This window comes from Pedosphaera parvula Ellin514 (assembly GCF_000172555.1).
Taxonomy (GTDB): Bacteria; Verrucomicrobiota; Verrucomicrobiia; order Limisphaerales; family Pedosphaeraceae; genus Pedosphaera.
This window is the reverse complement of the sequence record NZ_ABOX02000021.1, coordinates 87,563-109,551: the sequence shown is the minus strand read 5'-3', so window position 1 is coordinate 109,551 and position 21,989 is coordinate 87,563. Positions and strand designations below refer to the sequence as shown.

Below are 21,989 nucleotides of genomic sequence, written 5' to 3'. Positions count from 1 at the left end.
TAGCAATACTTTGTCAACACCTATTTTAATTATTTTAACTTAATTGTTAGAATATGGAAGCAGCCAGAGCGCCCATTTGCACATGGGATTCCAATCCCCGCGCCAGCAATCAACCATGCGTTGGTAGGACGGACCTCTGCGACCGCCCATACTGAGCCGGCGATTTCATCAACCCAGGTACCTCCCATCCGCGTACGCGACCAATGATCCAACTCCCACCGCCAGGCACGTTCATCTTGCGCTGGTAAGGATTAGTGGCCGTCTGCAAAGACTTGCCGCGCGCTCCCTGATTCGGCCCGCGACTTTTATTCCTCCAGATGCCTCACCCGCGTACGCGCCCCGCGATCCAATCCAACCGCCAGGCACGTAGGTGGGGCGAGTCACTCCGTGCGCGCCGCACTGACACGGCCAGCGACTTGCCCCCTCCATTTGCTCCATCCGCGTACGCGATCTACGACTCCACCTCCCGCCGCCCGCACCTTCCGACCTCTGACTTCTGGATTCTGCCCTTCAGCCACGCGGCCCACGATCCACCCCGTCCCAGCAACCATCCTCCATCGCGTAGCAGCCGAGGTAACGAGACTCATACTTCCCGACACGACCCGTTCCCTTGCCTCCACCCGCGTACGCACCCCACGATACAATCCCACCGCCAGGCACGTTCACCCACGTAGCATCTGGCGTGAGCCGGATCTAATTTCCCCTCGCAACCAATATCCCAAAACGTTCCCACGAAAGTGGCCCACGATCCAATCCGTCCCAGCAACCATCCTCTATCGCGTAGCAGGCGAGGTAACGAGACTCATACTTCCCCTCGCTACTCGTTTCCTTTGCCTCCACCCGCGCACCCGGCCAACGATCGCCAACTCCCGAACCTGGATTTTCTCCCCGTTATTCAATTGTCCATTTTCAATTCTCAATTCGCTTCCCGACCGCTGTGAACGCGTCAGAAGAGTTCCTCGGGCCAGAGCGACGATGATGCCCGCAGGGCCTCGCATGTAGCAGAGCCTGTACTTATCCTCGTACTGGGGCCACCTCGCCGACGAGTTCAGCGCCATGGGCGCGCAGGCGGGCGACAGTGTCGTCGACGCTTTCGACTGTAAACATGACGCTCCGGAGACCCAGCGTGTTCGGTGGTGCGATCGCTGGTTCGATTTTGGCTAGTTTTGGATTGCGAAACCTCGTCAACTCAAGCCGCCCGTGCCCATCCGGGGTCCGCATCATAACGATGTCGACTTGGACACTTTCGAGGCCGTTGATGCGGTCCACCCACGGGCCCTCGACCGCTGCTTCGCCTTCCAAGCTCATGCCCAGCGCGGTGAAAAAGGCAATGGCAGCAGGGAGGTCGTCGACGACGACACTGACATGGTCCATTCTTTTAATCGTCATGCCCCTAATTTAGCAGCGGCAACGCGCGACTGTCCACGTTGACTGCTCTCACAAGTTGGTTAACTAACAAAACCGGTTAATCATCCTCATAAAGCAATCGCCTGCCCCCGCACCATGGACACGATTCAATTCCCCGCGCGAGCAATCAATTAATGGTAGGGCTTTATACCCGTGTGGAAACACCCCGTCTGGAAAGACCTCCGTGGCCGCCCAAATTCGGCCCACGACTTCCATTCGTGCACATGCCTCCACCCGCGTACGCGACTCACGATTTCAATCCAACCGCCAGGCACGTTCTAATCGGTAAGGATGCGCTGCCGCGCGTTCCCTGACATCATCGACGACTTTACCCCACCCATCAGGCCAATCCGCGTACGCGGCCAACGCTCCCAATCCAACCGCCAGGCACATCCACCTACGCAGCATCTGGCGTGAGCCGGATCTGATTTCCTCTCGCAACCAATGTCCCAAAACGTTCCCACGAAAGTGGCCCACGATCCAATCCGTCCCAGCAACCATCCTCTATCGCGTAGCAGCCGGGGCAACGAGACTCATACTTCCCCTCGCTACTCGTTCCTTTGCCTCCACTCGCGTACGCGACCAACAATCCCAAAAACACCACCCTCACCATTGGGCATTAGCAACTGGACATTCCTTTGAACTTGGTCATTGCGTCATTGGACATTCACCTCTCCTAAATCTGATCATTTGAAAACCTGACAATCTGATAATCCTCCTGCCCTTTCCCCTTGACTCCACCCCTCCCAACTCCTACTCCTACCTACAGAATGAAACGGGGACAGAACTGAAACCTTTAGCCCACACTGTACATATGGGATTATTCAACCGCTTATTTGGAAAGAAGTCTCAGGGCGCCCCACCAGAGCACGTCAGCGAATCAGTCGCCACCATGGAGCAGTATCTACGCGGCATCATTGCTCACTATGGGGATGCACGTTTTCAGGGTGACGCGCAGGCCAGGGAAGTTCTTTCAGTTTATTCTTTCGGTGGCATCACTGCGCTTGCGCTTCAGCACCAAATGAGTCCGCCGCTGGCACACGCCGTCTGCCTCACCCTATTGACCAAGTTCTTTGGTTTCGATCAAGCAGACGCCGCAAACAAGGCCGAGGCTGTGATTACTGCGACACCAGACAGGACATCTCACCTGTACGGGATCGTTCACCGAGGCGCAGACGGCTTCATACACTGGCAGCAGCACTCGGACGACGGAGCAGCAAAGGATTTCGCCGAAATCATGGCCCATTTCCAAAAGGCTAAAAACTGAAAGTTTGATCACTGAGTCATTATCGGACGCTAGGCTGCATCGCACACAAAAGGAATAATTATGGCAAAAAAGCAAAAGAAGAGTCTTTGGAGCAACATTGGAGACCTTCGCAAACCTAACAGCACATGGAGGCTTGGCGAAGCAGCTCGCTGGTGGGCACGAGCATTAGGCCTTCCAGCCAACGCAGTCGTTTTCATAAATCCCGACGGGACACATGCCAGACGGAACAAGACGCTTCGGTCACTTAGAAGAGATTGGAAGGTGTGAATTTCGTGCCTTCGCTCTGAACGCAGAGCATAATTTTATCTGAGAATTATTATTTAAGCGCACCATCCACCAAACATGGCAATCCCCAAAAAAGGCTCTCGAACCGTGACAGTGGACGGCGTCCGCTTCCGCTGGCGCATCCGTCGGCAGCCAACATACTGTGAGGGTGCCTTTGCCTGCCACTTTTCGATTGTGGTTGAGCGTTCGGAGCCACCTTCGCGGTGCGTGCTTTTGTTGAAAGCAGCATTTCCTCGGCCCGACAATTGGCTCGGCCATGCGGCAGGAACAATCACTCCCCGGATGATCACTGCATCCATTAAGCATGCGCTGTCCAATGGATGGAAACCGGAACAAGCCGGCTCAGCATTTACTCATCCATTGCATACAAAAGAGGCTGCCTAGGAGGTCGAGGGTCCGGCCTCATGGCGCAGCTTATACGCCACCGCTGCTTTTAGAGAGTCCCATGTTAGATGAATCAGAAAGTTGTTTGTAACGAAGCCTCTTTGAGACTTTTTCCCAACCTAAATGTGTTAACTTTCCAGGGAACGCAGCCTCCCTTGCTTCCCATCGATCTTCCACTCGTATCTCAAGTTTACGAATGCTCAGTTGCTCACAGCTTGCAGCTTTCTCAATCAGGCCCAAGACCACTGCGTAAAGACCTCGGACTATTGCGGGTTCGGGAGTCTTTCCTTGATGGACAAGATCGTTGCGGGCCTTCCGCGCTGGAATTAGACCGTTAAAATGTTCCTCAGTTATCACTTTAATCTGAAACAATATTTCATGCTTTACTGCGGTGGACCAAGTTCTGTTATCTTCGCCAAGCGATTTTTGGCGGGCTTTGATTAGTTCTTGAGGTTGGAATGCTGGAACATTGAGAAAAAATCTTTCCCACAAAATGACAGTGAGTTGCTCCACGCAAATCCAAAGATTCGCTAGAGCATCGCTCCAGCAGTGGTAACGAAGCTCCGTAAAACCGCGCAACAAAAACGTTGGGGTGAGACTTGATAGTGCAGCGAGAGTAGTGCTTCCCTGTATATAGGCTTCTTGAAATCTAGAGATTCGAATACTATTCGGATTATCCAGAATTATGGTGTCAATCGTACTTGCTAAACGGGTGCGCAATTTGCTGTGAGTATGAGAACTAAGGCTTTGCCCAAAGTCAACAGGCCATAAGCGGCATTCCTTATGAATTTTTCCCCAAACGATGTCTCTTCGGTCAAGGGCTTCGGCTGTTATCCCACCTAACAACAGACTGCAGAGAATCAAGTTGAAGTGCTCCAAAACCTTATCCACTGACTTGAACGCAGGAATGATTGGAATAGCCAGTGCCCCATCAAAGCAGACAAGAATTGAAAGTGCATCTTGTTGAGGTAACGGGAGAGTTGTAACTATTTCGCAAAGTTTTCCGTGATTGTAGGTATTGGAATTAATCTCTTCGAGTGGAACTCTAAACTCCGGTTCGTTATCGGGTTGGATTACACAAAACGGATTTATGTACACAACCCAGGCGTGATCCGCATTATGGTCCTCTTTGCTCTCAGGCATAGCAATCTGTGTTTAAAATGAAAACGAAATCCCCTGCCGGGGTGGCCTCACAGGGGATATGTTTTCAATGCGCTACTCAACGACTTCCACCCAGGCAGACGCAAATTCATTATCGACTGCGCAAGCTTTTTCGATAGCTTCTTGAGAAATCTTGCCGAGCGTGGGTTCTCCTTCTTTCAACCATTCTATAGCATCCTTAGCATAGAGAAAGGCGCTGGCATTCTTGTAAACTGTTTCGTTGCGGTAAGAACGCTCAATTTCGGGTATAAATCGATCTCCTTTGCTTCGATAAATACGCACCTTAAAAGATTGATCTGCCGTTTCTGCTTCGGAGAGCAATTTGCCGGTGAATTTTATTGGCGGGAGGCCCTGACGAACTAGTGTGTAGTCTTGCATAGTTTTATCTTGTTTTGATTTGCTGGCGGCATGCGTAGCGCATCACGAGCAGAACGTGCCGGTCTGCTATCGGTTTAAGGACGATAATTTGTTCTAAGTAACTGTCAACGTAAACTAATTTATCGATGATTAGTGGGCACGAAAAATCCCCTGCCGATCTGGTCAGCAGGGGAAGGCAAAACTGAGAGGGTTTGCTCTTCAACTTGCTCAAGAATGAAAAAAAGGGGGCGGTTCTTGTTATTTACACTAAATCGTAGAGCACTGTTAAAAATAAGATCCGTACCCTCGCGCGTTCCACCCCTAATCATCCTCATAAAAACAATCGCAAGTAATCGCCTGCCCACCGCACCGTGGACACGGCTTAAGATCACAACCAAGCTGGTGCAATTCCCCGCGCCGCACTCCGCAATCATCGCATTTGGGAAACTCCAAATCATCCTCATGTTCTCCATACGGCAGTCGCGCGAACTCCTGCGAATTGATGATGAAAAACAAAGGCTGGGCATTCGACCTCTTGTCGCCATGCCATCGCGGCTCTTTGGAATTCCAGGACATAAACGCAACTCGGCTGCCAAATCAGCAAACCATCTTGGCACCAAAAAGAAAACTCAAAACGCATTCGGCCATTTCCACTTGACCGCATGTGCTCCAACTCCTATTCCTACCTACAGAATGAAACGGGGAACTCATGCCGCCCCCCCCAGTTGGACACTATGAAAAAAACCTATGCCTATGAAGCAGTCGCAGTGTGCGCTGGCCTCGTGGGAGCATTCGTGCTGGTCTCTGGGCTGATGCCGATTATTAATCCCGGGTTCGTCGATGCTAACCAGACCGGTGAGTACTCGCCAAGAATGTCCTTCCTCGTGCCGACACTGCTCTCTCTGCCCATACTGGGATTATCCTGGCATTTCAACAAGAAGGCACGCGCAATCAGACAAGAACTGGAAAAGCCTTCACATGTGGCGGAATCTCCACCGGAAATGAAAAACCAGTGAGGATTATCAACTCAACAGAAATGCATTCCTCGTAATTCACCACTCATGCCCCATTCGCACATCATATCCACAATAACCATTCCCCCAGGCCCGTCACCGCTACTTCTGGCGTTTATCATTTCCGTCTTTACAGCGTTCAGTCTCGCTGCCGTCGTCGGGCTGTTTACTCTCCGCGACTGGAGCTGGCGCCGATTCATCCCGCTGAGCTGCTCCATCCTTGCCATCTTACCGACAATCTGCAGCCATCTGGGCTTAAACGAGACGCTCCTGGAGCTTGCATGCTTCTCCTATCTTCCTGCGATTGCCTTGTTGTGCCTTACTCTTTTCTTGGCGCGACGTGCCAGGGGACTTTCCGAACACGTGCTGAGAAGTGCGAGTCTGATCTTGTTCCTCTATGGCATTTACAATGCGATTCGAGCGATATGACTATTTCGACCGACACTGTGTTGAAGTCCCCTGCCCACCACGCTCCAAGCGCCGCTACGGATTATTCGCCGTGGCGTATCCTTGAGCCAAAAACAGCGCATCCCGCGGTGCCTGCGCAAAAGCCGGCGCGCTCAGGTATTTTTTGGGATCCGCGCTTGCCGCAAAGGCGACCGCAGAGGCATCCAGCCACTTGTGACTCGAGGCATGTCCATCCGCCCAATTAAAGGTCCCGCTCGCGCCATGAAACACCGCCCCTGAATCAACCAACTGGGACAATTTAAAATCCGGCGGCCCCGATGATTTAAAACCCCACGATCCCCCGTTCTCCCCCCGCGAATCATTTTCCTCCACCCACAGAAACCTCTCACTCGGATGTTCCAGTTCCGTGCGCTTGTAAAGCTCAGGTTTTTCCCCGTTGAGCGACGCCACCGGCGACAGACTGCCATACGCAAACCCCGCGCCCACCGGTTTGTTTGAACGACTGTCCGCCGGACAGTGAAGAATGCTCGGGTTCGGCGCATAATCGAAGAGACACCCCTGCCGATAACCCTCCGTATCGATCAACATCTGGACCTCCTGCGCACTCGCACCCGGAGGAATCGTCGGCGCAACCGGAAGCGGCCGATACAGCCACGGACGGTCTCCCTTCGCATTCGGCACCGTATTGAAATTCGGCATCCTATCCTCGTTGGCATCGCAATACATCATCCAGCCCAGCACCAATTGCTTTTGGTTCCCCAGGCAATGCGCCGCCAACGCCTTCTGCTTGGCCATCGACAACGCGGGCAGCAACAGCGCTGCCAGAATCGCGATAATGGCAATCACCACCAGCAATTCAACCAACGTAAAGCCCTGCCTCAACCTTCCCGGGCGAACCCTTTCGGCCGGATAAAATGTCCCTTGCATCCCCAGTATGACGAACAAAAGCCATCCCCTCTTCATCTTCAATGACACACATCAAAACCCAAAACACATCCGCCCATTTCCACTTGACCGCATGTGCTCCAACTCCTATTCCTACCTGCGAAATGAAATGAGGGAGCCAGATCTACAGATGCCAGATGAATTTTGGCAAGGCACAGGAGATACCTCCTCTCTCAAACCAAAGCCGAATGGCGTTTTAATATGACCGGCAGCGAATCCAGCCATCTTGACTGTATCGGGTTCATCCCTCTCTTAATCGCCGCATACTTTCTTATCGCCGCTTTCCTCCCCCGTATTCGTATGCGCTGGGGCCTGAGGTACGGAGTGAATACGAAGACTCTCCAGCCCCATATGGGCATGATCACCTGCCTCGGGAACGCCATCTTCATCGGCAGCGTGTCATTGCCCATGATTTGGAACCAGGTCGCGGGAGAGTTGGTGGCGCAGGGGTTCTTTGCAGGATTTGCGCTCACTGCTGTTGGCGCAGTTCTGGACTGGTTGCGCGAGCCAACGATAACTAGGAAAAAGAATCGAAGAAAGTAAAGAGACAACCCAACCAGGACCGCAAACGGCAAAATCTGAATGCAAGACATACTTCTTCAGGACTGAAAGTCCGCCATGTGAAAGCCCGGGGCGAAGCGCTGATACCAGTCCGGAAGGACCGCGCAGCCCCAGGTAATCACTAAGGATAATTCGATTGATCGGAGGATTTCAATTGATGACTTTATCGGACGGTGTATTTCAAATCGTCGAGGTAGATTTTCACCATTTGTCCCCCGGTAGTTGAGGTGAAGAAACCGAAACGATCCAAACTCGCGCCCTGATTTTTCTGCTCTGGCTTTAACGCGAGCGTCACGCTCTCAGTGCCCAACGTCACCCGCATCTCCCCATTTCCGGCGTTTGCCGCCGGATCATACACCAGCGACCAGTCGAAGGTCTTTCCTGGTTTTATAACCGGGCCTCGCTTCACCACACTTTTCTCTCCTTTCGCGGTCGTTAACACCGGAATGAAATAGTGGCCTACACGCGTCGGGCCGCCCACGTGGATGCCGACAAAATTCTCCGCAACCCCCGCGCTTTTATCCTTGGCGCTGCTGTTGAACCAGCCAAGAAAGATGTCCGAATCAGGTCCGGCAGTGACGAGTTTTACCTTGCCGCTTGCTTCCAGCCTATGCTCCAGGTTGAGCGGCCCAACGCGGTCTGCATAAAAACTAAAAGGGAGGCCGCGCCAGAGCATGCCCCCAACTTCTCCCGGCGACCCTCCTGCGAAGCTTGTCTTCGCGCTGTAACCGTACTCATGCGCTCCGACCATTTCATGATCCTCAAAGTTGGTGCGATTGCCCACACCAATCCATCCCGGGTCTTTGGAAAGATCTTGAACCTGCCCGTCATATTCCAGATCGCCGAAAAACATATTCATTGCGCCACCGGCCTTCGTCATATTGCACAGGCCGAAGCGGTCAAAGGTCGCGCCTTCCTTCCGCAATTCCGGCGGGAGGTCCACCGTGAACGTGGTGGTATTGGGAAAGCGAGCCTGGGCCTCCTGTTGGAAATTCTCCGGCAGCGGGCCGTAGTCTTCCGTCTTGTGAGTATCGCTGTGCAGCGTGAAGGTGAAGCGGCCGTTGCCTCCTGCGGCCTGTGGGTCATAATCCAAAGTCCAGTGATAACGGGTGCCGTCCAACTTGATGGGTGTGGGTCGGAATTTGCCGGGAAGGAAGGGTGTGATGAAGGTCCCGCATGATTGGTTGCCACTGCTGATAAGCCGCACCGCGAGACGTCCGCCGTTCCTTTTGAAGCCTAAATCCAGTCCCAATGAGCTGATTGGGCGTCCACTCCCACCCGGCTGTTGCGAATTGAAGAAGCCAAAAAACACCCCGCCACCTTTCCCGGAAGAGGCGGCGAACGTACCGGAGGCAGTGAGTTTGTCGTCAAGTGTTCTGGCTGGCGTCAACGGGGCGGCATAAGAAGCCGGAGTGCTGGCGCGCTGGATGCACCCGCCTATTTCGCCGGGGTTCTTGTTTGCGAATTGCGTTTTGCTGTAGCCGAAGTCCTGTTTCACCATCCGCGCATCTTTCGGCACGTTATGGTTGTTGTAACCTTCCCAACCAGGATCGTGATCGAATTGCTCCAACTTCGATGTGGACGACGTTTGGTCCGCAGCCAGAATTCTTTGGACGTGGTTGGCGAACATTGACGCTATTGCCACAAGCATCATGTTGCGGACAACGGCTGGATAAGTAGAAATTCTCATGGGTCTCGCTCTCGAAAGACGTGTTTCGATGAGACGCGGTTACACTCGGTTTTTATCAAGGCAAGGTTTCGATAGGACCGCCTTGCGGTGGTGGCCAAATAACTCCGCCGCCTGATTGATGATCTTGCTCTTGTGCTCCTTGCCCACCGGCCACGCAATTTCTCCAGCACTTCCTTCTTCGTTTGTTGACCCATTTTGGTGTCCATTGCTCGGTAACACCCCTTTTGAGCCAATTCGGTTTTAATCAAACCGTGATTGAAGGATTTCAAGCAGATTTGATAGGGTTTGGTCATGTCATGTTGTCTCAGAAGGCCGGTTTATGTACTCATTGCCTTGGCGGGGGCCGTTTCCGTATCGGCGCAGTCGTTGTCGGTGGGGCCGAATGTGAACATCAACCGCCAGAGTGGCTATCAAGCGGAGGAAGCGATCGCCATTGATCCGACGAATCCGAATAGGCTTTTCGCCTGGGCCAACGACGTCCGTGGCGGCACGGCGGACAACTCCGCCGGTTACAGCACTGACGGCGGGGTCACCTGGACCTCGCGGTTCACCGGTTCAGATGGCTGGCCGGCGCTGGGCGGCGATCCCACGTGCAGCTTCGATAGCTTCGGAAATCTTTTTGCTGCGTCTTTTGATTCCACCTTCCGGGCCATTCAAGTGCGCGCCAGCACCAACGCTGGTGTGACATTTTCCAATTTGCTGCTGACGATCTCGGCGGGGGGCAAGGCGCTGGACCAGCCGACCGTAAAAGCCGGGCCGGGAATTATCGCCGGTGATCAGGCGGTGTGGCTCTTGTATTTTAACAAAACCGGCTGAAGGCGCGCGGCGCGGCGGTGACCGGCTTCAATGCCATTGGCGCATTTGGCGCCGAGTTGGCGATTCCCGGCTCCGGCTCGGGCAATTTCGGCGACATTGCCATCGGCCCGAACGGACAGGTCGTTGCGGCTTACCAGACGCCGTCCGGCACTGCCGGGCCTTCCACCATTCAATTCGCGTTGAATTCCACCGGCAGCACCTCCGGGAGTTTCGCGCTCGCAACCAGCACGGTGCCGACGCAAATGGGCGGTTTCCGCGCGATTCCGGCGCAGCCGAGCCGCACGGTGGATGCCGAACTGGGACTCGTTTACGATATCTCGAACGGCCCGCATCGTGGGCGGCTGCACCTGGTTTACACCGATGCGCCGGATGCCACATCCAACGACTTGAACATCTTCACGCGCTACTCCGACAACAACGGCGCGACGTGGAGCAGCCCGCATCGTGTCAATACTGACGCCGGCACCAACAGCCAGTTCTTTTCCAAGATCGCGCTCGACCCGACAACGGGTTTCATCGCCGTGGTCTGGTATGACTGCCGCAACAGCGCGGCGAACAATCTCGTGGAACTCTGGGGCACGGTGAGCCTCGATGGCGGCGTGACGTTTCTGCCGGAAGTGAAGATCAGCGCCGGCTCGACCAGCGGTGTGGGCAAGGGTAGCGGAAACGAATTGGGCGATTACCTTGGCCTGGACTTTTACGGCGGCATGTTTCATCCCTGCTGGGCCGACGATTCCAATTCCACCGGCGACAATCCCGATGGCACCAGCGAGCTGGATTTCTATACGGCCGCCGTGACCGTTGTTCCGGCCGTGCCGGTGTTGACGTCTGTTGGCTTTGGCACCAACGCGAGTTTCACGCTGAAACTGACCTCGACGCCAATGTTCAACTTCCGCATTGATGCTTCGACGGACTTGGTCAACTGGAGCAACATCGGCTCCGGTATCACTGACACGAACGGGGTGTTGTTTTTTCGGGAGACGAACGCTGCGTATAGCGCTCGTATGTATCGTGCACACTGGCCGTAAAGGGGTGGGTGCTTGTTATTTACACTAACCTGTGAAAACACTCGATGATGATCTGCCTCTCATTTAAGGGTATTCACACACCGCAACTTTTCAGTTTAGCTTTTCCCAAGGGATGAATATCCCGCGCGATGCCACCAGCGAAACCGATCCCGGTCCCGCTGAAAATCCGTCACAACCGGCATTCACCGAAATTTCATCCCCAGCCAACGGTATCCGCTATTATCGTATCAAAATAGTTCCATGATCTCACAACTTGTTAAACTCAAACCTTCAGTGTAACCATCTCTCATGCAAACCCGTCTGGCTCAAAGCAACCCATGAAATCAACCCCGTTAAAATATCTTTTCGGCACATTCCTCATCGTGGCCATGACCTTGCCGTTAATGGCCGCAGCTGCTCCGGCCAAGCCAAACATTTTGCTCATCATCGCCGATGATTTAAATAACTGGATTGGGCCGAATAAAGGCAACCCGCAGGTCAAAACGCCAAACCTGGATAAACTTGCTGCCCGGGGTGTCACCTTCCAGAATGCCCAGGCTTCCGCACCCCTCTGCAATCCGTCACGTGCTTCATTCATGAGCGGACAGCGCCCGTCCACGACCGGCATCTATGACAACCAACAGCCGGCCATGCCGCACCTGCCGCGCGGTGTCTGCCTCAACGATTACGTCCGCAAGTTCGGTTATACCTCGCTGGGCGCGGGCAAGATTTATCATTATCACCAATACCGCGAGGAAGATTGGGACAAGGTCGTTTTCTACGCTGACGATACCCTTCCCAATCACCCGGCCAAACGCCGCCCCGGACCTTTTGGTTACCGCATGTTTACCGAAGACAAGCCCGACGCGGAATTCAACGAGCAACGCGCCGAAAGTGAACTCGTGGATGCCCGCAGTGTCTCCTGGTGCATCGATCAGCTCGGCCAGCAGCAGGGTGCCTTCTTCATGGCCTGCGGGGTGCATCGCCCGCACGTACCCTGGGATGTGCCCAAAAAATATTTTGATATGTACCCGTTGGAAAGCGTCAAGCTCCCGCCCATCCTGACCAATGACCTTGCCGATGTACCTCCCGCCGGCATCGCGTTCGCCAAACCCAATGGAGTGCATCAAGCGATATTGAAAGCCGGTGTCTGGCAGGATCGCGTTCGGGCCTATCTTGCCGCCATCTCTTTTGCGGACGCCCAAATTGGCCGCTTGCTCGACGCACTCGACAAATCCAAATACCGCGACAACACCATCATCATTTTCGTTGGGGACAATGGTTGGCATCTCGGCGAGAAGGAGCATTGGGCCAAATCTGCTTTGTGGCGTCGGGCAACCAATGTGCCATTGATCTGGGTTGCTCCCGGCGTGGCCAAACCCGGCACTGAATGTGATCGCGCCGTGGATCTGACAAGCATTTTCCCCACCGTATGTGAACTTGCCGGAATTCCAACCCCGAAGCACGCAGAAGGCATCAGCATCAAACCTTTACTTAAGAATCCATCTGCTAAATGGAAACAACCGGCAGTCACCACCTTCCTGCAGAATAATCATGCCATTTGCACCGACGAGTGGCGCTATATCCGTTACGCAGATGGTTCCGAGGAACTCTACGACCAAAAAGCCGACCCCAACGAATGGACAAACCAGGCTGCCAAACCCGAACTGGCCAAAATAAAAATGGAACTCGCCAAGTCCCTGCCTTCAGTCAACGCCCAGCCCGTTCCCGAAAATCCGGATCCCGGACCAAAGGGAAAAAAAGCCAGAAAAGCCAACCGGGTCGCAGCGGCAGATCCTGAGAAAGAGTAATCAGAGTTTGGTAGCTGAAGACTTATCAGTTTGGAAACCTTAATTCCAGAAGGGTCGGTCCTGTTTATTTATACTACATCGCACAACCGACCTCTCTGGAATATCCAACCTTAAAATCATCCGGCAGTGCTGGTGTCAACAGTCAACGGTCAGTTACAGGAGTTTGATGATGAGCAGAGCATCTTTGATTGGTTCGAGCGGGCCGATTTGGCCTAACCCTATGCGTTTAAAGCATGATTGATTATCCAGATGGCTCAGAGGTTCGTGTCAGCGATCCTGTTGCGCTGGCCCGTCGCACACACACGGGCACGATTCTGCACCTCATTCCGTTTCACGTTTTGCACCATGAGAACGCGGCCAATGGGCTGCTGCTTTTACACGGCGCCGCGCAAACGTCTATTCCTGATGCGATTTGCGATCTTGCCAGCGGAAGAGCACTAACCCACAACTAATGCACTAAATTTATGAAAGCATTCGTAGCCATCGCTCCCGACGCAATGCCAGGCCTGATTGGCAGGGCAACCTTTTGGGTTTTAGTCGTTATTGTGATTCTCTATTTAATATTTAAAAAGAAAAAGTAGCTGGGAATTTTGAGATTATTTCCACTTTTCACGGAGGGAATGTTTTATGATTTGGAGGGGTTGTGGCCTTACCCAAATCAAGCCCGCACGTTTAACAATCAAAAACCCGGGATTCAGAAAATACCTTTTCAGCGCTGTAAGCGCGCCATGTTAAAGCCTGGGGTGAAGTGCATAGCGCTGAGCCCCAGGTAATCGTCCTCCGGATTCACAAACACTTTGCCGCCTCCGGCGGCGCGAGCCCAGCGAGCATCTCCCTTGTTCCCTTCTGACAATTTGAAAATCTGATAATCCCTGCCTCGTTACCCCAATTCAAAATCACCAATCAAAATCAAAAATTCCTCCGCCCCTTTCCCCTTGACCGCATTCATCCCATCCTCCGCCTCTTTTCCCAATTCAAAAAACCACAAAGTGGTTTCGGCTCACGGCCCAATGGTTGTCGCGCCTCTTTCGTCCTGGCGCGGCACCACGATTCGCGAAGCGAAAATCTCATATCGGGAACCTAACTAGTGGCGGGCTTGGGAAGCCCACCTTGGGTAAAAGTCCATAAACAACCTTCGGCAAGCCCAACCGAAGGACAGAAATGCGCTAAATCAAACACTCCCTTTAAACACCTCCTTTTGAACTGGACGATCGGCTCCGTGGGCCGTAATTTCCTCCGGTTCATGAAGGTTTTTCAGCTTTTGTCCCGTTGGAGGCCTGTCGTCATTTGTTCGCTGGCGATTCTCTTCCCGCAGTTTGCCTCGGCCCAGCGGCCGCTCGGCATTGACGTATCCAAGTATCAAGGTTCCGGCAATGTCAACGGAGTGACAAACATCATCTGGCCCAGCGCGAAGGCCGAAGGCATAACCTTCGCATTCGCCAGAAGCACCGAAGGCATAAATTATTTCGATCCCGACTTCCCCTACAACATCACGAATGCCAAGGCGGCCGGGATCGTCATCGGTTCCTATCATTTCGCGCGTTACGATCTGAATCCCGGCCTCGCTGGCGCAGATGCAGAAGCTGACTTCTGCTGGAGCGTTATCAGCAATTATATCACCAACGACGGAATGTCCTTATCGCCGATGTTGGATCTGGAGCATTCCACGACCACAGACCAGACAGCGTGGGCAAATGAATGGTGCTATCGCATGATCACCAATGCAGCACGCATTGGCGTTGCCGTGCATCCGATCATTTATACGAACCCAACTTTTGCCGCTAATTATTTAAAAAACAAATCAATCACCCAGTGGACACTCTGGATGGCCGACGTAACCCAGGCAACCAACCCCCAGAATATCGCTCCACCAACATCTCCATGGCCGGACTGGGCCCTTCTTCAGTACGCCACAACCATCCATATTGACGGCGTATCGGGAGATATTGATCGCGATGTGTTTCACGGCACGACCGATCTTTTGCTCAGTTCCTACATCGTCGGCAACACTCCACCGCAAAACACGAACGTACCGGTTGGTTCCAATGCGACTTTCACCGTGACAGCTTGTCAGCCTGGCCCGCTCTATTACCAATGGTCGTTCAACCAGGCGGTAATTGTGGACGCAACCAACTCAAACTTTACCATTTCCAATGCGCAACCGGTCAACACCGGCCCGTATTCCGTCAACGTTGCCAATACCAACGGAATTATATTTACCGCGACAGCTTGGCTGGGGGTTATTTCACCATTAACGAACGCAGTTGGCGCGTCCCTGGCTCCCAGTAACATGGTCAGTTGGTGGCCGGGAGACGGCAATGGCAATGATATTTTCGGATCCAACAATTTGACTCCTTTTAATTCGGTCAGCTTTACCAGTGGAGAACAAGGCAGCGCATTTTATTTCGATGGCAACAGCTATTGCAGCAATGGAGCGACCAGCCTGCCCGTGCCATGGACCGCCTGCATGTGGGTCAACCGCCAGGATGCTCCGAAGGCGGGCGCAGCTTTGACCGGCGATGGCCTGTTCGAAATAAAACTGGAGCAATATAACGGCACACGGGATGTCGGGGTGACGCAATTCGGCGTGGCGGACAACAAGTTCACCCCGGTCTACAGCGTTCCCACGAATACATGGACCCATCTGGCATTTGTAGGCACCAGCACCAATACCTCTCTTTACGTCAACGGAGTTTTGCAGTCCACGCTGGCGCTATCCTTCTCGCTTCCGCGGACTTACATCGGCGCGGGATATGTGGCTTCACGCGGCGTATTTGTGGATTTCATGGCTGGCAGTCTGGACGAATTCATGATCTTCAACCGGGCGCTCGATGCCGCAGAGATCAACTCCATCTACCTGGCAGGAAGCAGCGGATTGGTGCGCGCACCCGTTTTTACGGGGATGAAACTGGCCGGCCCAGGACAATTTCGACTCAATTTTAAAGGTCAGACTGGCAAAAACTACACCGTCTATTCCTCAACCAATTTGATTGCCTGGGCAACCCTTGGTTTCGTTTCAAATCCCGCCGGCACGAATAGCTTTACAGATTTTGCGGCCACCAACGCGCAGACTTTTTACCGCCTCTCACAACCCTGAAAGCTTTGGCCCAAATGATGCTGGCTTCGTCAGCGCACGGGCTGTAGGCCCGGCCTAAACCAGCCAGGGCAAACGCGCAACGCGCGTGCCGCCCTGGGTACCACGCCCCCATTTCTCCCACACTTTGCAGCTCCCGGCGGCGGGAGCAAAGCGAGCATCTCCTACGAGTGTCGTCCCCTGCCCGCTCTGACAATTCGAACATCCGACAGCCTGATAATCCCTCCGCTCCTTTCCCCTTGACCACGTTCCTTCCAACTCCTATTCCTACCTTCGAAATGAAACGAGGAAGCCAATCCATCTTTGTCGACCATCATCAACTTGGCAGCAATCCTTTCCTTATAATTGAATAGTTAATCCACTCAACGCACATGGACTTAATCATTATCTTTGGTTTTTGGTTTCTAATTCTGGCTACCGCTTGTTCAACCATCTGGATTTTCCGCTCCGCATCGCGCGCGGCTCTGGTCTCCGTTTTCGCTTTCACGTTGGCAGCACTCGCTTGCGCTGGATTTTTTACTTGGATGCTCCGCGACGGACTCGGCCCTGATTCGGTCACGTCCACCGGACTGGAGGCTTGGAGGCGGTTTGCTTCGGAAATGTTGTTTCCAGCTGGCATTTGTAGTTTGATTATCACTGTTGCCGTTGGTTCCTTTTTGTGGCGACGTCGGAAAACACCTGGCGTGGCCTGACACATCACCGGAGCCAACCGCCATCGGCGCTCTCAGTTCCACTGCGCGGTTCGATACTTGGCCATTAAGCGGCATCACGCGCCATGCTTCCTTCCCACCCGCATCCATCGTCGCCCATCCGTGGTTAAAAACCTTGTGTTTCTTGTGCCTTTTGTGGCCAACATTTTTTCTTCCCCTATGTGGCCATTTTCTGCCACATGACAGCTGGCCATAAATCCACGCTATGCTTAGAATCTGAACACCTCACAAATCGACATGCCGCATAAATCTTCTGCCATCGCTTTTGCGAACAGTTCCATACGGATCCTGCTCTGGTTCGCCGTTATTCTGCTCGCACACCAGCCGATACTCCAAGCGCAGGAGTTAAACTGGCCGACCAACCAATTCCTGCCGACCTTCCCAACTCCCGCAACCAACATCGACTGCATCGACGTGAGTTCGTCGACCGGCGCGGAGATCGACCTCTTTGCTTCGCTCCAGGGAATTGTGAACCGCACGCAGCCACGGGTGGCCAATGTGAGCAGCGTTGATTCCGAAGGCAAGTTCATCTGGCTGACGCTGCATAACCTTCCCTACACGCTCATCAACGGCTACGATGCGATTACCAAATACCGGACGAACTTCAATGGACTGGTCGTTACCGACACCAACCAACCGGACACGCTCAACCTGGCCACCACCATTGCGGGAGTGAGCAACCTGTTGATTTGTGATCCAAGTCTTTTAGTGACCTTAACCAACGCTCCGTACAACCTGCCGATCGCCCAGGACTTACGCACTCTGCACTTTACCGACAAATACAAGATTTACGGCTATCTTTACACCAATTACTGGCCTCAATGCACCCACCGGATGATCGCCGGCCTGGCACCAGACTTGCACGGCGAGCTTCGGGATTATCTCGTGGCGACCAAATGCGCGACTGTCTGGCTTGATCCCGGAACTTTGAATTTCTCCGACAAATCCACACTCACCCCTTTTCTCAACGATATGAAACCACTGGGCGGCATTTATGTGGGTTGGTGGCCGAGCGAAGGAAATGGCCTGGGCTGGATCGCTCAATATGGCATTCCGGTGTTGGCGAGTGACTTCTTCAGGAATGCCTCAGTTTTCAGTGGCATTCCCCGACAGATCAACGTGCCTTCGATTCCCCCGCCACCGCCGCTCACCAATAAAGTTTACGTCTCCTTGATCTTGAGCGACGGCGACAACATCCAGTACATGCAACACGTAATGAAGATTGATTGGGACAAGCCAGCCCGCGGAACCATTCCCATCGGCTGGACGGTCTCGCCCCTCGCCGTCGATCTCGATCCAGTCATGCTGAACCACTACTGGAGCAGCGCGACAACGAATGATTGCTTGATCTCCGGTCCTTCAGGCGCTGGTTACTGTCACATCCAAAACTGGAGTTCGGCTAATCTCGCGGCACTGACAAAGGTTTCCGATGCCTATCTCCAGCGCGCCGGAATAAAGGTGATTACTGTCTGGGATCAGGTGACGACAGGCGTTGCCCGCGCTTTCGCAACCAATTGTCCAACCTTGCTCGGCCTCACCGACCAAAGCGGCGGCAATTACACCTCCGTGAATCTCGGCTTGCGAACGCGCGGGCTGGCCGTCAGCTATTCCTCCACCGCGTCGGACATCATTTCGGGCATCACCAACGCAGCCGCCAGTTTCAACGGAACCGCGCCGATGTTCATCGCCGCGCAAGCTGTGGTCTGGAGTCTCGGGCCGTCGGATCTCGTCAACATCGCCAATTCTTTGGACACGAACAAATATGTCCTCGTGCGACCGGATCATCTCTTTCTGTTGAACAATCAGGTCTACGGATATCCAACTGCCGTGACGAAATCCGCCACCGGAATTTCTTTAGGCAAAGCAACCTTGCAAGGATTGGTGAACCCGAATTCAGCGAACGCGATCGGCTGGTTCGAATGGGGCAAGAATAAAAACTATGGTTTCCGCACGGCAAGCACGAATTTATCGGGAACTTCCGGCATGCCTCTGGCTTCCGAAGTCTCAGGATTATTGCCTGGCGTGGTTTATCATTACCGCGTCGCATCGAGCAACGCCCTGGGTGTGGTTTGGGGCGCTGAAAAGACATTCTCAACCGGCGGGCGTGTGAAAGCGTGGGGCGATGGCAGCCTGGGGCAGACGAATATTCCTTCCGGATTGACCAACGCAATCGGGATCAGCGCCGGAGCCAATCACGGACTCGCACTGAAAAGTGACGGCACGGTCACAGCGTGGGGATACAATAGTTTTAACCAGACAAACGTGCCTGCAAGTTTGACCAACGTCGTGCAGGTCTCAGGCGGAATCCAACACAGCCTCGCGCTCGACAACTCGGGAACCGTTTCCGCATGGGGTGATGGAACACTTGGCCAGACCACCATTCCGAATGGATTGACGAATGTCATCGAGGTGGCGGCAGGCGGCTATCACAACCTGGCGTTGAAAGCAGACGGTACCGTGACGGCATGGGGCTCAAACACCTCAGGCCAGACGAATGTTCCAGCAGGGCTAAGCAACGTTGTAAGCATTGCAGCCGGCCGCCTTCACAGCCTGGCTCTGAAGGCCGATGGCACCATTTCCGCCTGGGGCGATAACAGCAACAATCAAACGAACGTTCCGGCCGGGCTTAAAAACGTGGTCGCCATTTCCGCTGGAGATTATCACAGCCTCGCATTGAAAGCGGACGGCAACAGCTCGTCAATCGTTCCCGCCGACGAACGCTGGGTGGCCGACAACCTCGCCGGAACCAATGGTGCCAGCATCGCGAGTTGGCAGGATTCGGTTGGCTTCAAAACCGCTGTGCAAGCTTCACAAGCAAATCAGCCGCAACTTTTCACCAACGCAATTGGCGGACATAATGTTCTCCGCTTCTCAAGCGCGAACAATCAATTTCTATCCGTCACTTCCGGCAACAGCGTCATTTCCGGAGCTGGTGATTTTTCGATGGTTGTGCTATTCAGAACCTCCACACCAGGACTCGGCTCTGGATCATTCTTCCAAAACACCGGAATTCTCGGCGCTGAGCAACAGAATATTGTTGCAGACTGGGCGCTCTGCCTCAATGGAAACCAATTGGGCGGCGGATTAGGTGCGAGCGCAGGCGGTTGTTCTGCCGATTCAAGCTTCTACGGCGGCAGCGTGGCCGACGGCAAGCCACACATCGCGATGTATGTCCGCTCGGCTGACACCGCGCGGCTCTACGTGGACGGCGCAATCGTCTCCGCGCAAAACACATTGTGCACCGCCCCGCGTGGAAATTACGATTTTCAAATCGGAGCAATGACAACGAGCAGCGGTTTTTTCGATGGCGATATTGCTGAAATTCAACTTTACCGGCGCGCGCTCAATGGCTGGGAAATGACAGCCGTGAATCAAACGCTGGCGAACACTTACGCTCTCAGCGGTTTTGGTGGCGTGCCGGTCACTCGGTGGGTGGCGGATACTCTCAGCGGTTCCGATGGTTCAGCCATTAGCAGTTGGCCCGATAAATTGGCCGGCAGAAACGCCGGGCAAACCACGAGCGCGCGTCAGCCCAAACTCTTTTCAAATGTGATCAACCACCACAAGACCGTTCGATTCAATAGCGCCGCGAACCAGTATTTGACAGTCAGCGCCACCGACAGCCCGGTCTCGGCGATGGGCAGTTTTACCTTGTTGGTCGTTTTCAAAACCTCGACCCCGGGCAGTTCATCAGGTTTGTTTTATCAAAACACAGGACTGCTTGGCTGCGAACAATCCGGCGTCGTTCAAGACTGGGCGCTCTGCCTGAACGGCAGCCAACTCGGAGCCGGGTTGGGTGGCGGCACCAGTGGTTGCGGTTCAGATCTCGGCCTTTACGGCGGATCCGTAACCGATGGCAACCCGCACATCGGGGCCTACGTTCGCACCGGTGGCACCATCGAGCTGTTCGTCGACGGCGTTTTGGTCGCATCGCAATCCTCCCTTTGCCCCGCGGCGCGCGGCGCTTATCCATTTCAGATCGGGGCGATGACCAGCAGTTCCCTTTTCTTCAATGGCGACATCGCCGAAATCCAGATATTCGATCGCGGGCTCTCCTCGATGGAACTGAACAGCATCAATCAAAACCTGGCCTCGACGTACGGTATCCGTAGCGCAGCAGGCCAGTTGGTGGCGTGGGGCAACAACGGCAGCGGCCAAACAACTGTGCCAACCAATGGAGTAAACATAGCCAGCGCAGCCAGCGGCAGCGCCTTCAATCTCGCGATAAAAAATGACGGCGGTTTCCTCGGATGGGGCAACAATGCCAGCGGCCAGACCGGCTTCCTGCCCGGCTTGACGAATGTCGCAACGGTAGCAGGTGGATTGAACTTCGCACTCGCCATCGCCAATCAAACGCCGCTCGTGAACAACGCCAGTTTCTCGGGCTTCCTCAATCATGATCTGACATTTGCCCTGCCGGGCGTTGACCCGGACGGCAATCCGTTAGGTTTCAAGCTCACTTCCCTGCCCGCCAATGGTTCGCTCTACCAATACGACGCCGGCACCCGTGGAGCCTTGATTGCTTCCCCCACTGCGTCAGTCATAGATCCCGCCGGACGCCTTATCTTCGCACCCGCGCCCGATGCCGTCGGAAATCCATACGCGAATTTTGCTTTCATGGCGCAGGATGCTTATTACAGCTCCGGTTCAGCCCAGGTGACCCTCAATATTAATTACCCTGCGCAGCCGCAATTCAGCGATTGGTCCTATCAATCCGCCAACGATTCCAACGCCGGATTCAGCCTCCACTTCACTGGAAGCCCGAGCGCCACCTACAGCATCTGGACCTCAGAAAATCTTGTCGACTGGACAAAGCTCGGCACGGCAACCGAACCAAGCGCCGGTCAATACCTATTCACCGACGCTGCCACAAATTCCCCCCAGCGCTTTTATCGCGCCGGAACTCCTTAGGTCGTCTAAACACGCGTACCCGACCAACGATCCGAAGCACACCCAGCCTCATTACTGACCACGAGCAATCCGTTTTTCTTTGGGCCTTGGTCATTGCGTCATTGGACATTTCCTTGCTCCTTTTTCGCGTATTTCTTCGTTAAATCCCTCGCTTTCCTCGCT

General features: G+C 54.0%; 16 protein-coding genes and 1 pseudogene. 10 read left to right on the top strand and 7 right to left on the bottom strand.

Annotated features, from left to right (window positions below; translation table 11 throughout):
* Nucleotides 1-380 precede the first annotated feature (380 nt).
* The 3 genes and pseudogenes from CFLAV_RS34980 to CFLAV_RS35545 all read right to left on the bottom strand — a co-directional run bounded on the left by CFLAV_RS34980 (nt 381) and on the right by CFLAV_RS35545 (nt 1,815).
* On the bottom strand, nt 381-587 hold the full coding sequence (locus CFLAV_RS34980; protein ID WP_150107462.1) for a hypothetical protein: 207 nt from the start codon (nt 585-587) through the stop codon (nt 381-383).
* Between the two features lie 375 nt (nt 588-962).
* A pseudogene (locus CFLAV_RS16890) lies at nt 963-1,389 on the bottom strand (VOC family protein); the annotation flags it as partial.
* A gap of 273 nt (nt 1,390-1,662) precedes the next feature.
* Nucleotides 1,663-1,815, bottom strand: coding sequence for a hypothetical protein (locus CFLAV_RS35545; protein ID WP_007415994.1), 153 nt, complete (start codon nt 1,813-1,815; stop codon nt 1,663-1,665).
* A 406-nt stretch (nt 1,816-2,221) separates the two neighbouring features.
* Here CFLAV_RS35545 and imm48 point away from each other — a divergent pair, with 406 nt between their 5' ends.
* Nucleotides 2,222-2,674 (top strand): Imm48 family immunity protein, encoded by a 453-nt coding sequence (imm48, locus tag CFLAV_RS16880; protein ID WP_007415992.1) that lies wholly within the window; start codon nt 2,222-2,224, stop codon nt 2,672-2,674.
* Between the two features lie 699 nt (nt 2,675-3,373).
* Here the strand turns inward: imm48 and CFLAV_RS16870 are convergent.
* Both CFLAV_RS16870 and CFLAV_RS16865 read right to left on the bottom strand, forming a co-directional pair.
* Nucleotides 3,374-4,486 (bottom strand): hypothetical protein, encoded by a 1,113-nt coding sequence (locus CFLAV_RS16870; RefSeq protein WP_007415991.1) that lies wholly within the window; start codon nt 4,484-4,486, stop codon nt 3,374-3,376.
* Between the two features lie 72 nt (nt 4,487-4,558).
* Nucleotides 4,559-4,882: a hypothetical protein gene (locus tag CFLAV_RS16865; RefSeq protein WP_007415990.1), complete on the bottom strand. Its 324-nt coding sequence runs from the start codon at nt 4,880-4,882 to the stop codon at nt 4,559-4,561.
* Nucleotides 4,883-5,595: 713 nt separating this feature from the next.
* On the opposite strand from CFLAV_RS16865, the gene CFLAV_RS16855 reads away from it, so the two are divergent.
* Nucleotides 5,596-5,877, top strand: coding sequence for a hypothetical protein (locus CFLAV_RS16855; protein ID WP_040549176.1), 282 nt, complete (start codon nt 5,596-5,598; stop codon nt 5,875-5,877).
* 480 nt (nt 5,878-6,357) lie between these two features.
* Here the strand turns inward: CFLAV_RS16855 and CFLAV_RS16845 are convergent, their stop codons facing one another.
* Nucleotides 6,358-7,245 carry a prepilin-type N-terminal cleavage/methylation domain-containing protein gene (locus CFLAV_RS16845; RefSeq protein WP_237712411.1) on the bottom strand — a complete coding sequence of 296 codons (888 nt, stop codon included), beginning with the start codon at nt 7,243-7,245 and terminating at the stop codon, nt 6,358-6,360.
* Nucleotides 7,246-7,428: 183 nt separating this feature from the next.
* Between CFLAV_RS16845 and CFLAV_RS36535 the strand changes: the two genes are divergently transcribed.
* Nucleotides 7,429-7,770 (top strand): hypothetical protein, encoded by a 342-nt coding sequence (locus CFLAV_RS36535; RefSeq protein WP_007415984.1) that lies wholly within the window; start codon nt 7,429-7,431, stop codon nt 7,768-7,770.
* Nucleotides 7,771-7,951: 181 nt separating this feature from the next.
* Here CFLAV_RS36535 and CFLAV_RS16830 read toward each other — a convergent pair whose 3' ends face one another.
* Nucleotides 7,952-9,478: a hypothetical protein gene (locus CFLAV_RS16830; protein WP_007415983.1), complete on the bottom strand. Its 1,527-nt coding sequence runs from the start codon at nt 9,476-9,478 to the stop codon at nt 7,952-7,954.
* A 291-nt stretch (nt 9,479-9,769) separates the two neighbouring features.
* Between CFLAV_RS16830 and CFLAV_RS16820 the strand changes: the two genes are divergently transcribed.
* The 7 genes from CFLAV_RS16820 to CFLAV_RS32515 all read left to right on the top strand — a co-directional run bounded on the left by CFLAV_RS16820 (nt 9,770) and on the right by CFLAV_RS32515 (nt 21,827).
* Nucleotides 9,770-10,294, top strand: a complete 525-nt coding sequence (locus CFLAV_RS16820) for a hypothetical protein (protein WP_007415982.1) — start codon at nt 9,770-9,772, stop codon at nt 10,292-10,294.
* Nucleotides 10,295-10,311: 17 nt separating this feature from the next.
* Nucleotides 10,312-11,322 carry a sialidase family protein gene (locus tag CFLAV_RS16815; RefSeq protein ID WP_007415981.1) on the top strand — a complete coding sequence of 337 codons (1,011 nt, stop codon included), beginning with the start codon at nt 10,312-10,314 and terminating at the stop codon, nt 11,320-11,322.
* A gap of 112 nt (nt 11,323-11,434) precedes the next feature.
* Nucleotides 11,435-11,566 (top strand): hypothetical protein, encoded by a 132-nt coding sequence (locus tag CFLAV_RS36965; RefSeq protein WP_007415980.1) that lies wholly within the window; start codon nt 11,435-11,437, stop codon nt 11,564-11,566.
* A gap of 73 nt (nt 11,567-11,639) precedes the next feature.
* Entirely contained in the window at nt 11,640-13,112 is a 1,473-nt protein-coding gene (locus CFLAV_RS16810) for a sulfatase (RefSeq protein WP_007415979.1), read from the top strand.
* A gap of 233 nt (nt 13,113-13,345) precedes the next feature.
* Entirely contained in the window at nt 13,346-13,564 is a 219-nt protein-coding gene (locus CFLAV_RS16805) for a hypothetical protein (protein ID WP_007415978.1), read from the top strand.
* A gap of 791 nt (nt 13,565-14,355) precedes the next feature.
* On the top strand, nt 14,356-16,209 hold the full coding sequence (locus CFLAV_RS16800) for a GH25 family lysozyme (RefSeq protein ID WP_007415975.1): 1,854 nt from the start codon (nt 14,356-14,358) through the stop codon (nt 16,207-16,209).
* 944 nt (nt 16,210-17,153) lie between these two features.
* Entirely contained in the window at nt 17,154-21,827 is a 4,674-nt protein-coding gene (locus CFLAV_RS32515) for a LamG-like jellyroll fold domain-containing protein (RefSeq protein ID WP_007415973.1), read from the top strand.
* Nucleotides 21,828-21,989: the final 162 nt, after the last annotated feature.

What these genes read in the sequence shown, in the direction of transcription:
- CFLAV_RS34980 (WP_150107462.1), bottom strand. Translation starts at nt 587, where the DNA reads ATGAGTCTCGTTACCTCGGCTGCTACGCGATGGAGGATGGTTGCTGGG.
- CFLAV_RS35545 (WP_007415994.1), bottom strand. Translation starts at nt 1,815, where the DNA reads ATGCTGCGTAGGTGGATGTGCCTGGCGGTTGGATTGGGAGCGTTGGCC.
- imm48 (WP_007415992.1), top strand. Translation starts at nt 2,222, where the DNA reads ATGGGATTATTCAACCGCTTATTTGGAAAGAAGTCTCAGGGCGCCCCA.
- CFLAV_RS16870 (WP_007415991.1), bottom strand. Translation starts at nt 4,486, where the DNA reads ATGCCTGAGAGCAAAGAGGACCATAATGCGGATCACGCCTGGGTTGTG.
- CFLAV_RS16865 (WP_007415990.1), bottom strand. Translation starts at nt 4,882, where the DNA reads ATGCAAGACTACACACTAGTTCGTCAGGGCCTCCCGCCAATAAAATTC.
- CFLAV_RS16855 (WP_040549176.1), top strand. Translation starts at nt 5,596, where the DNA reads ATGAAAAAAACCTATGCCTATGAAGCAGTCGCAGTGTGCGCTGGCCTC.
- CFLAV_RS16845 (WP_237712411.1), bottom strand. Translation starts at nt 7,245, where the DNA reads ATGAAGAGGGGATGGCTTTTGTTCGTCATACTGGGGATGCAAGGGACA.
- CFLAV_RS36535 (WP_007415984.1), top strand. Translation starts at nt 7,429, where the DNA reads ATGACCGGCAGCGAATCCAGCCATCTTGACTGTATCGGGTTCATCCCT.
- CFLAV_RS16830 (WP_007415983.1), bottom strand. Translation starts at nt 9,478, where the DNA reads ATGAGAATTTCTACTTATCCAGCCGTTGTCCGCAACATGATGCTTGTG.
- CFLAV_RS16820 (WP_007415982.1), top strand. Translation starts at nt 9,770, where the DNA reads ATGTCATGTTGTCTCAGAAGGCCGGTTTATGTACTCATTGCCTTGGCG.
- CFLAV_RS36965 (WP_007415980.1), top strand. Translation starts at nt 11,435, where the DNA reads ATGAATATCCCGCGCGATGCCACCAGCGAAACCGATCCCGGTCCCGCT.
- CFLAV_RS16810 (WP_007415979.1), top strand. Translation starts at nt 11,640, where the DNA reads ATGAAATCAACCCCGTTAAAATATCTTTTCGGCACATTCCTCATCGTG.
- CFLAV_RS16805 (WP_007415978.1), top strand. Translation starts at nt 13,346, where the DNA reads ATGATTGATTATCCAGATGGCTCAGAGGTTCGTGTCAGCGATCCTGTT.
- CFLAV_RS16800 (WP_007415975.1), top strand. Translation starts at nt 14,356, where the DNA reads ATGAAGGTTTTTCAGCTTTTGTCCCGTTGGAGGCCTGTCGTCATTTGT.
- CFLAV_RS32515 (WP_007415973.1), top strand. Translation starts at nt 17,154, where the DNA reads ATGCCGCATAAATCTTCTGCCATCGCTTTTGCGAACAGTTCCATACGG.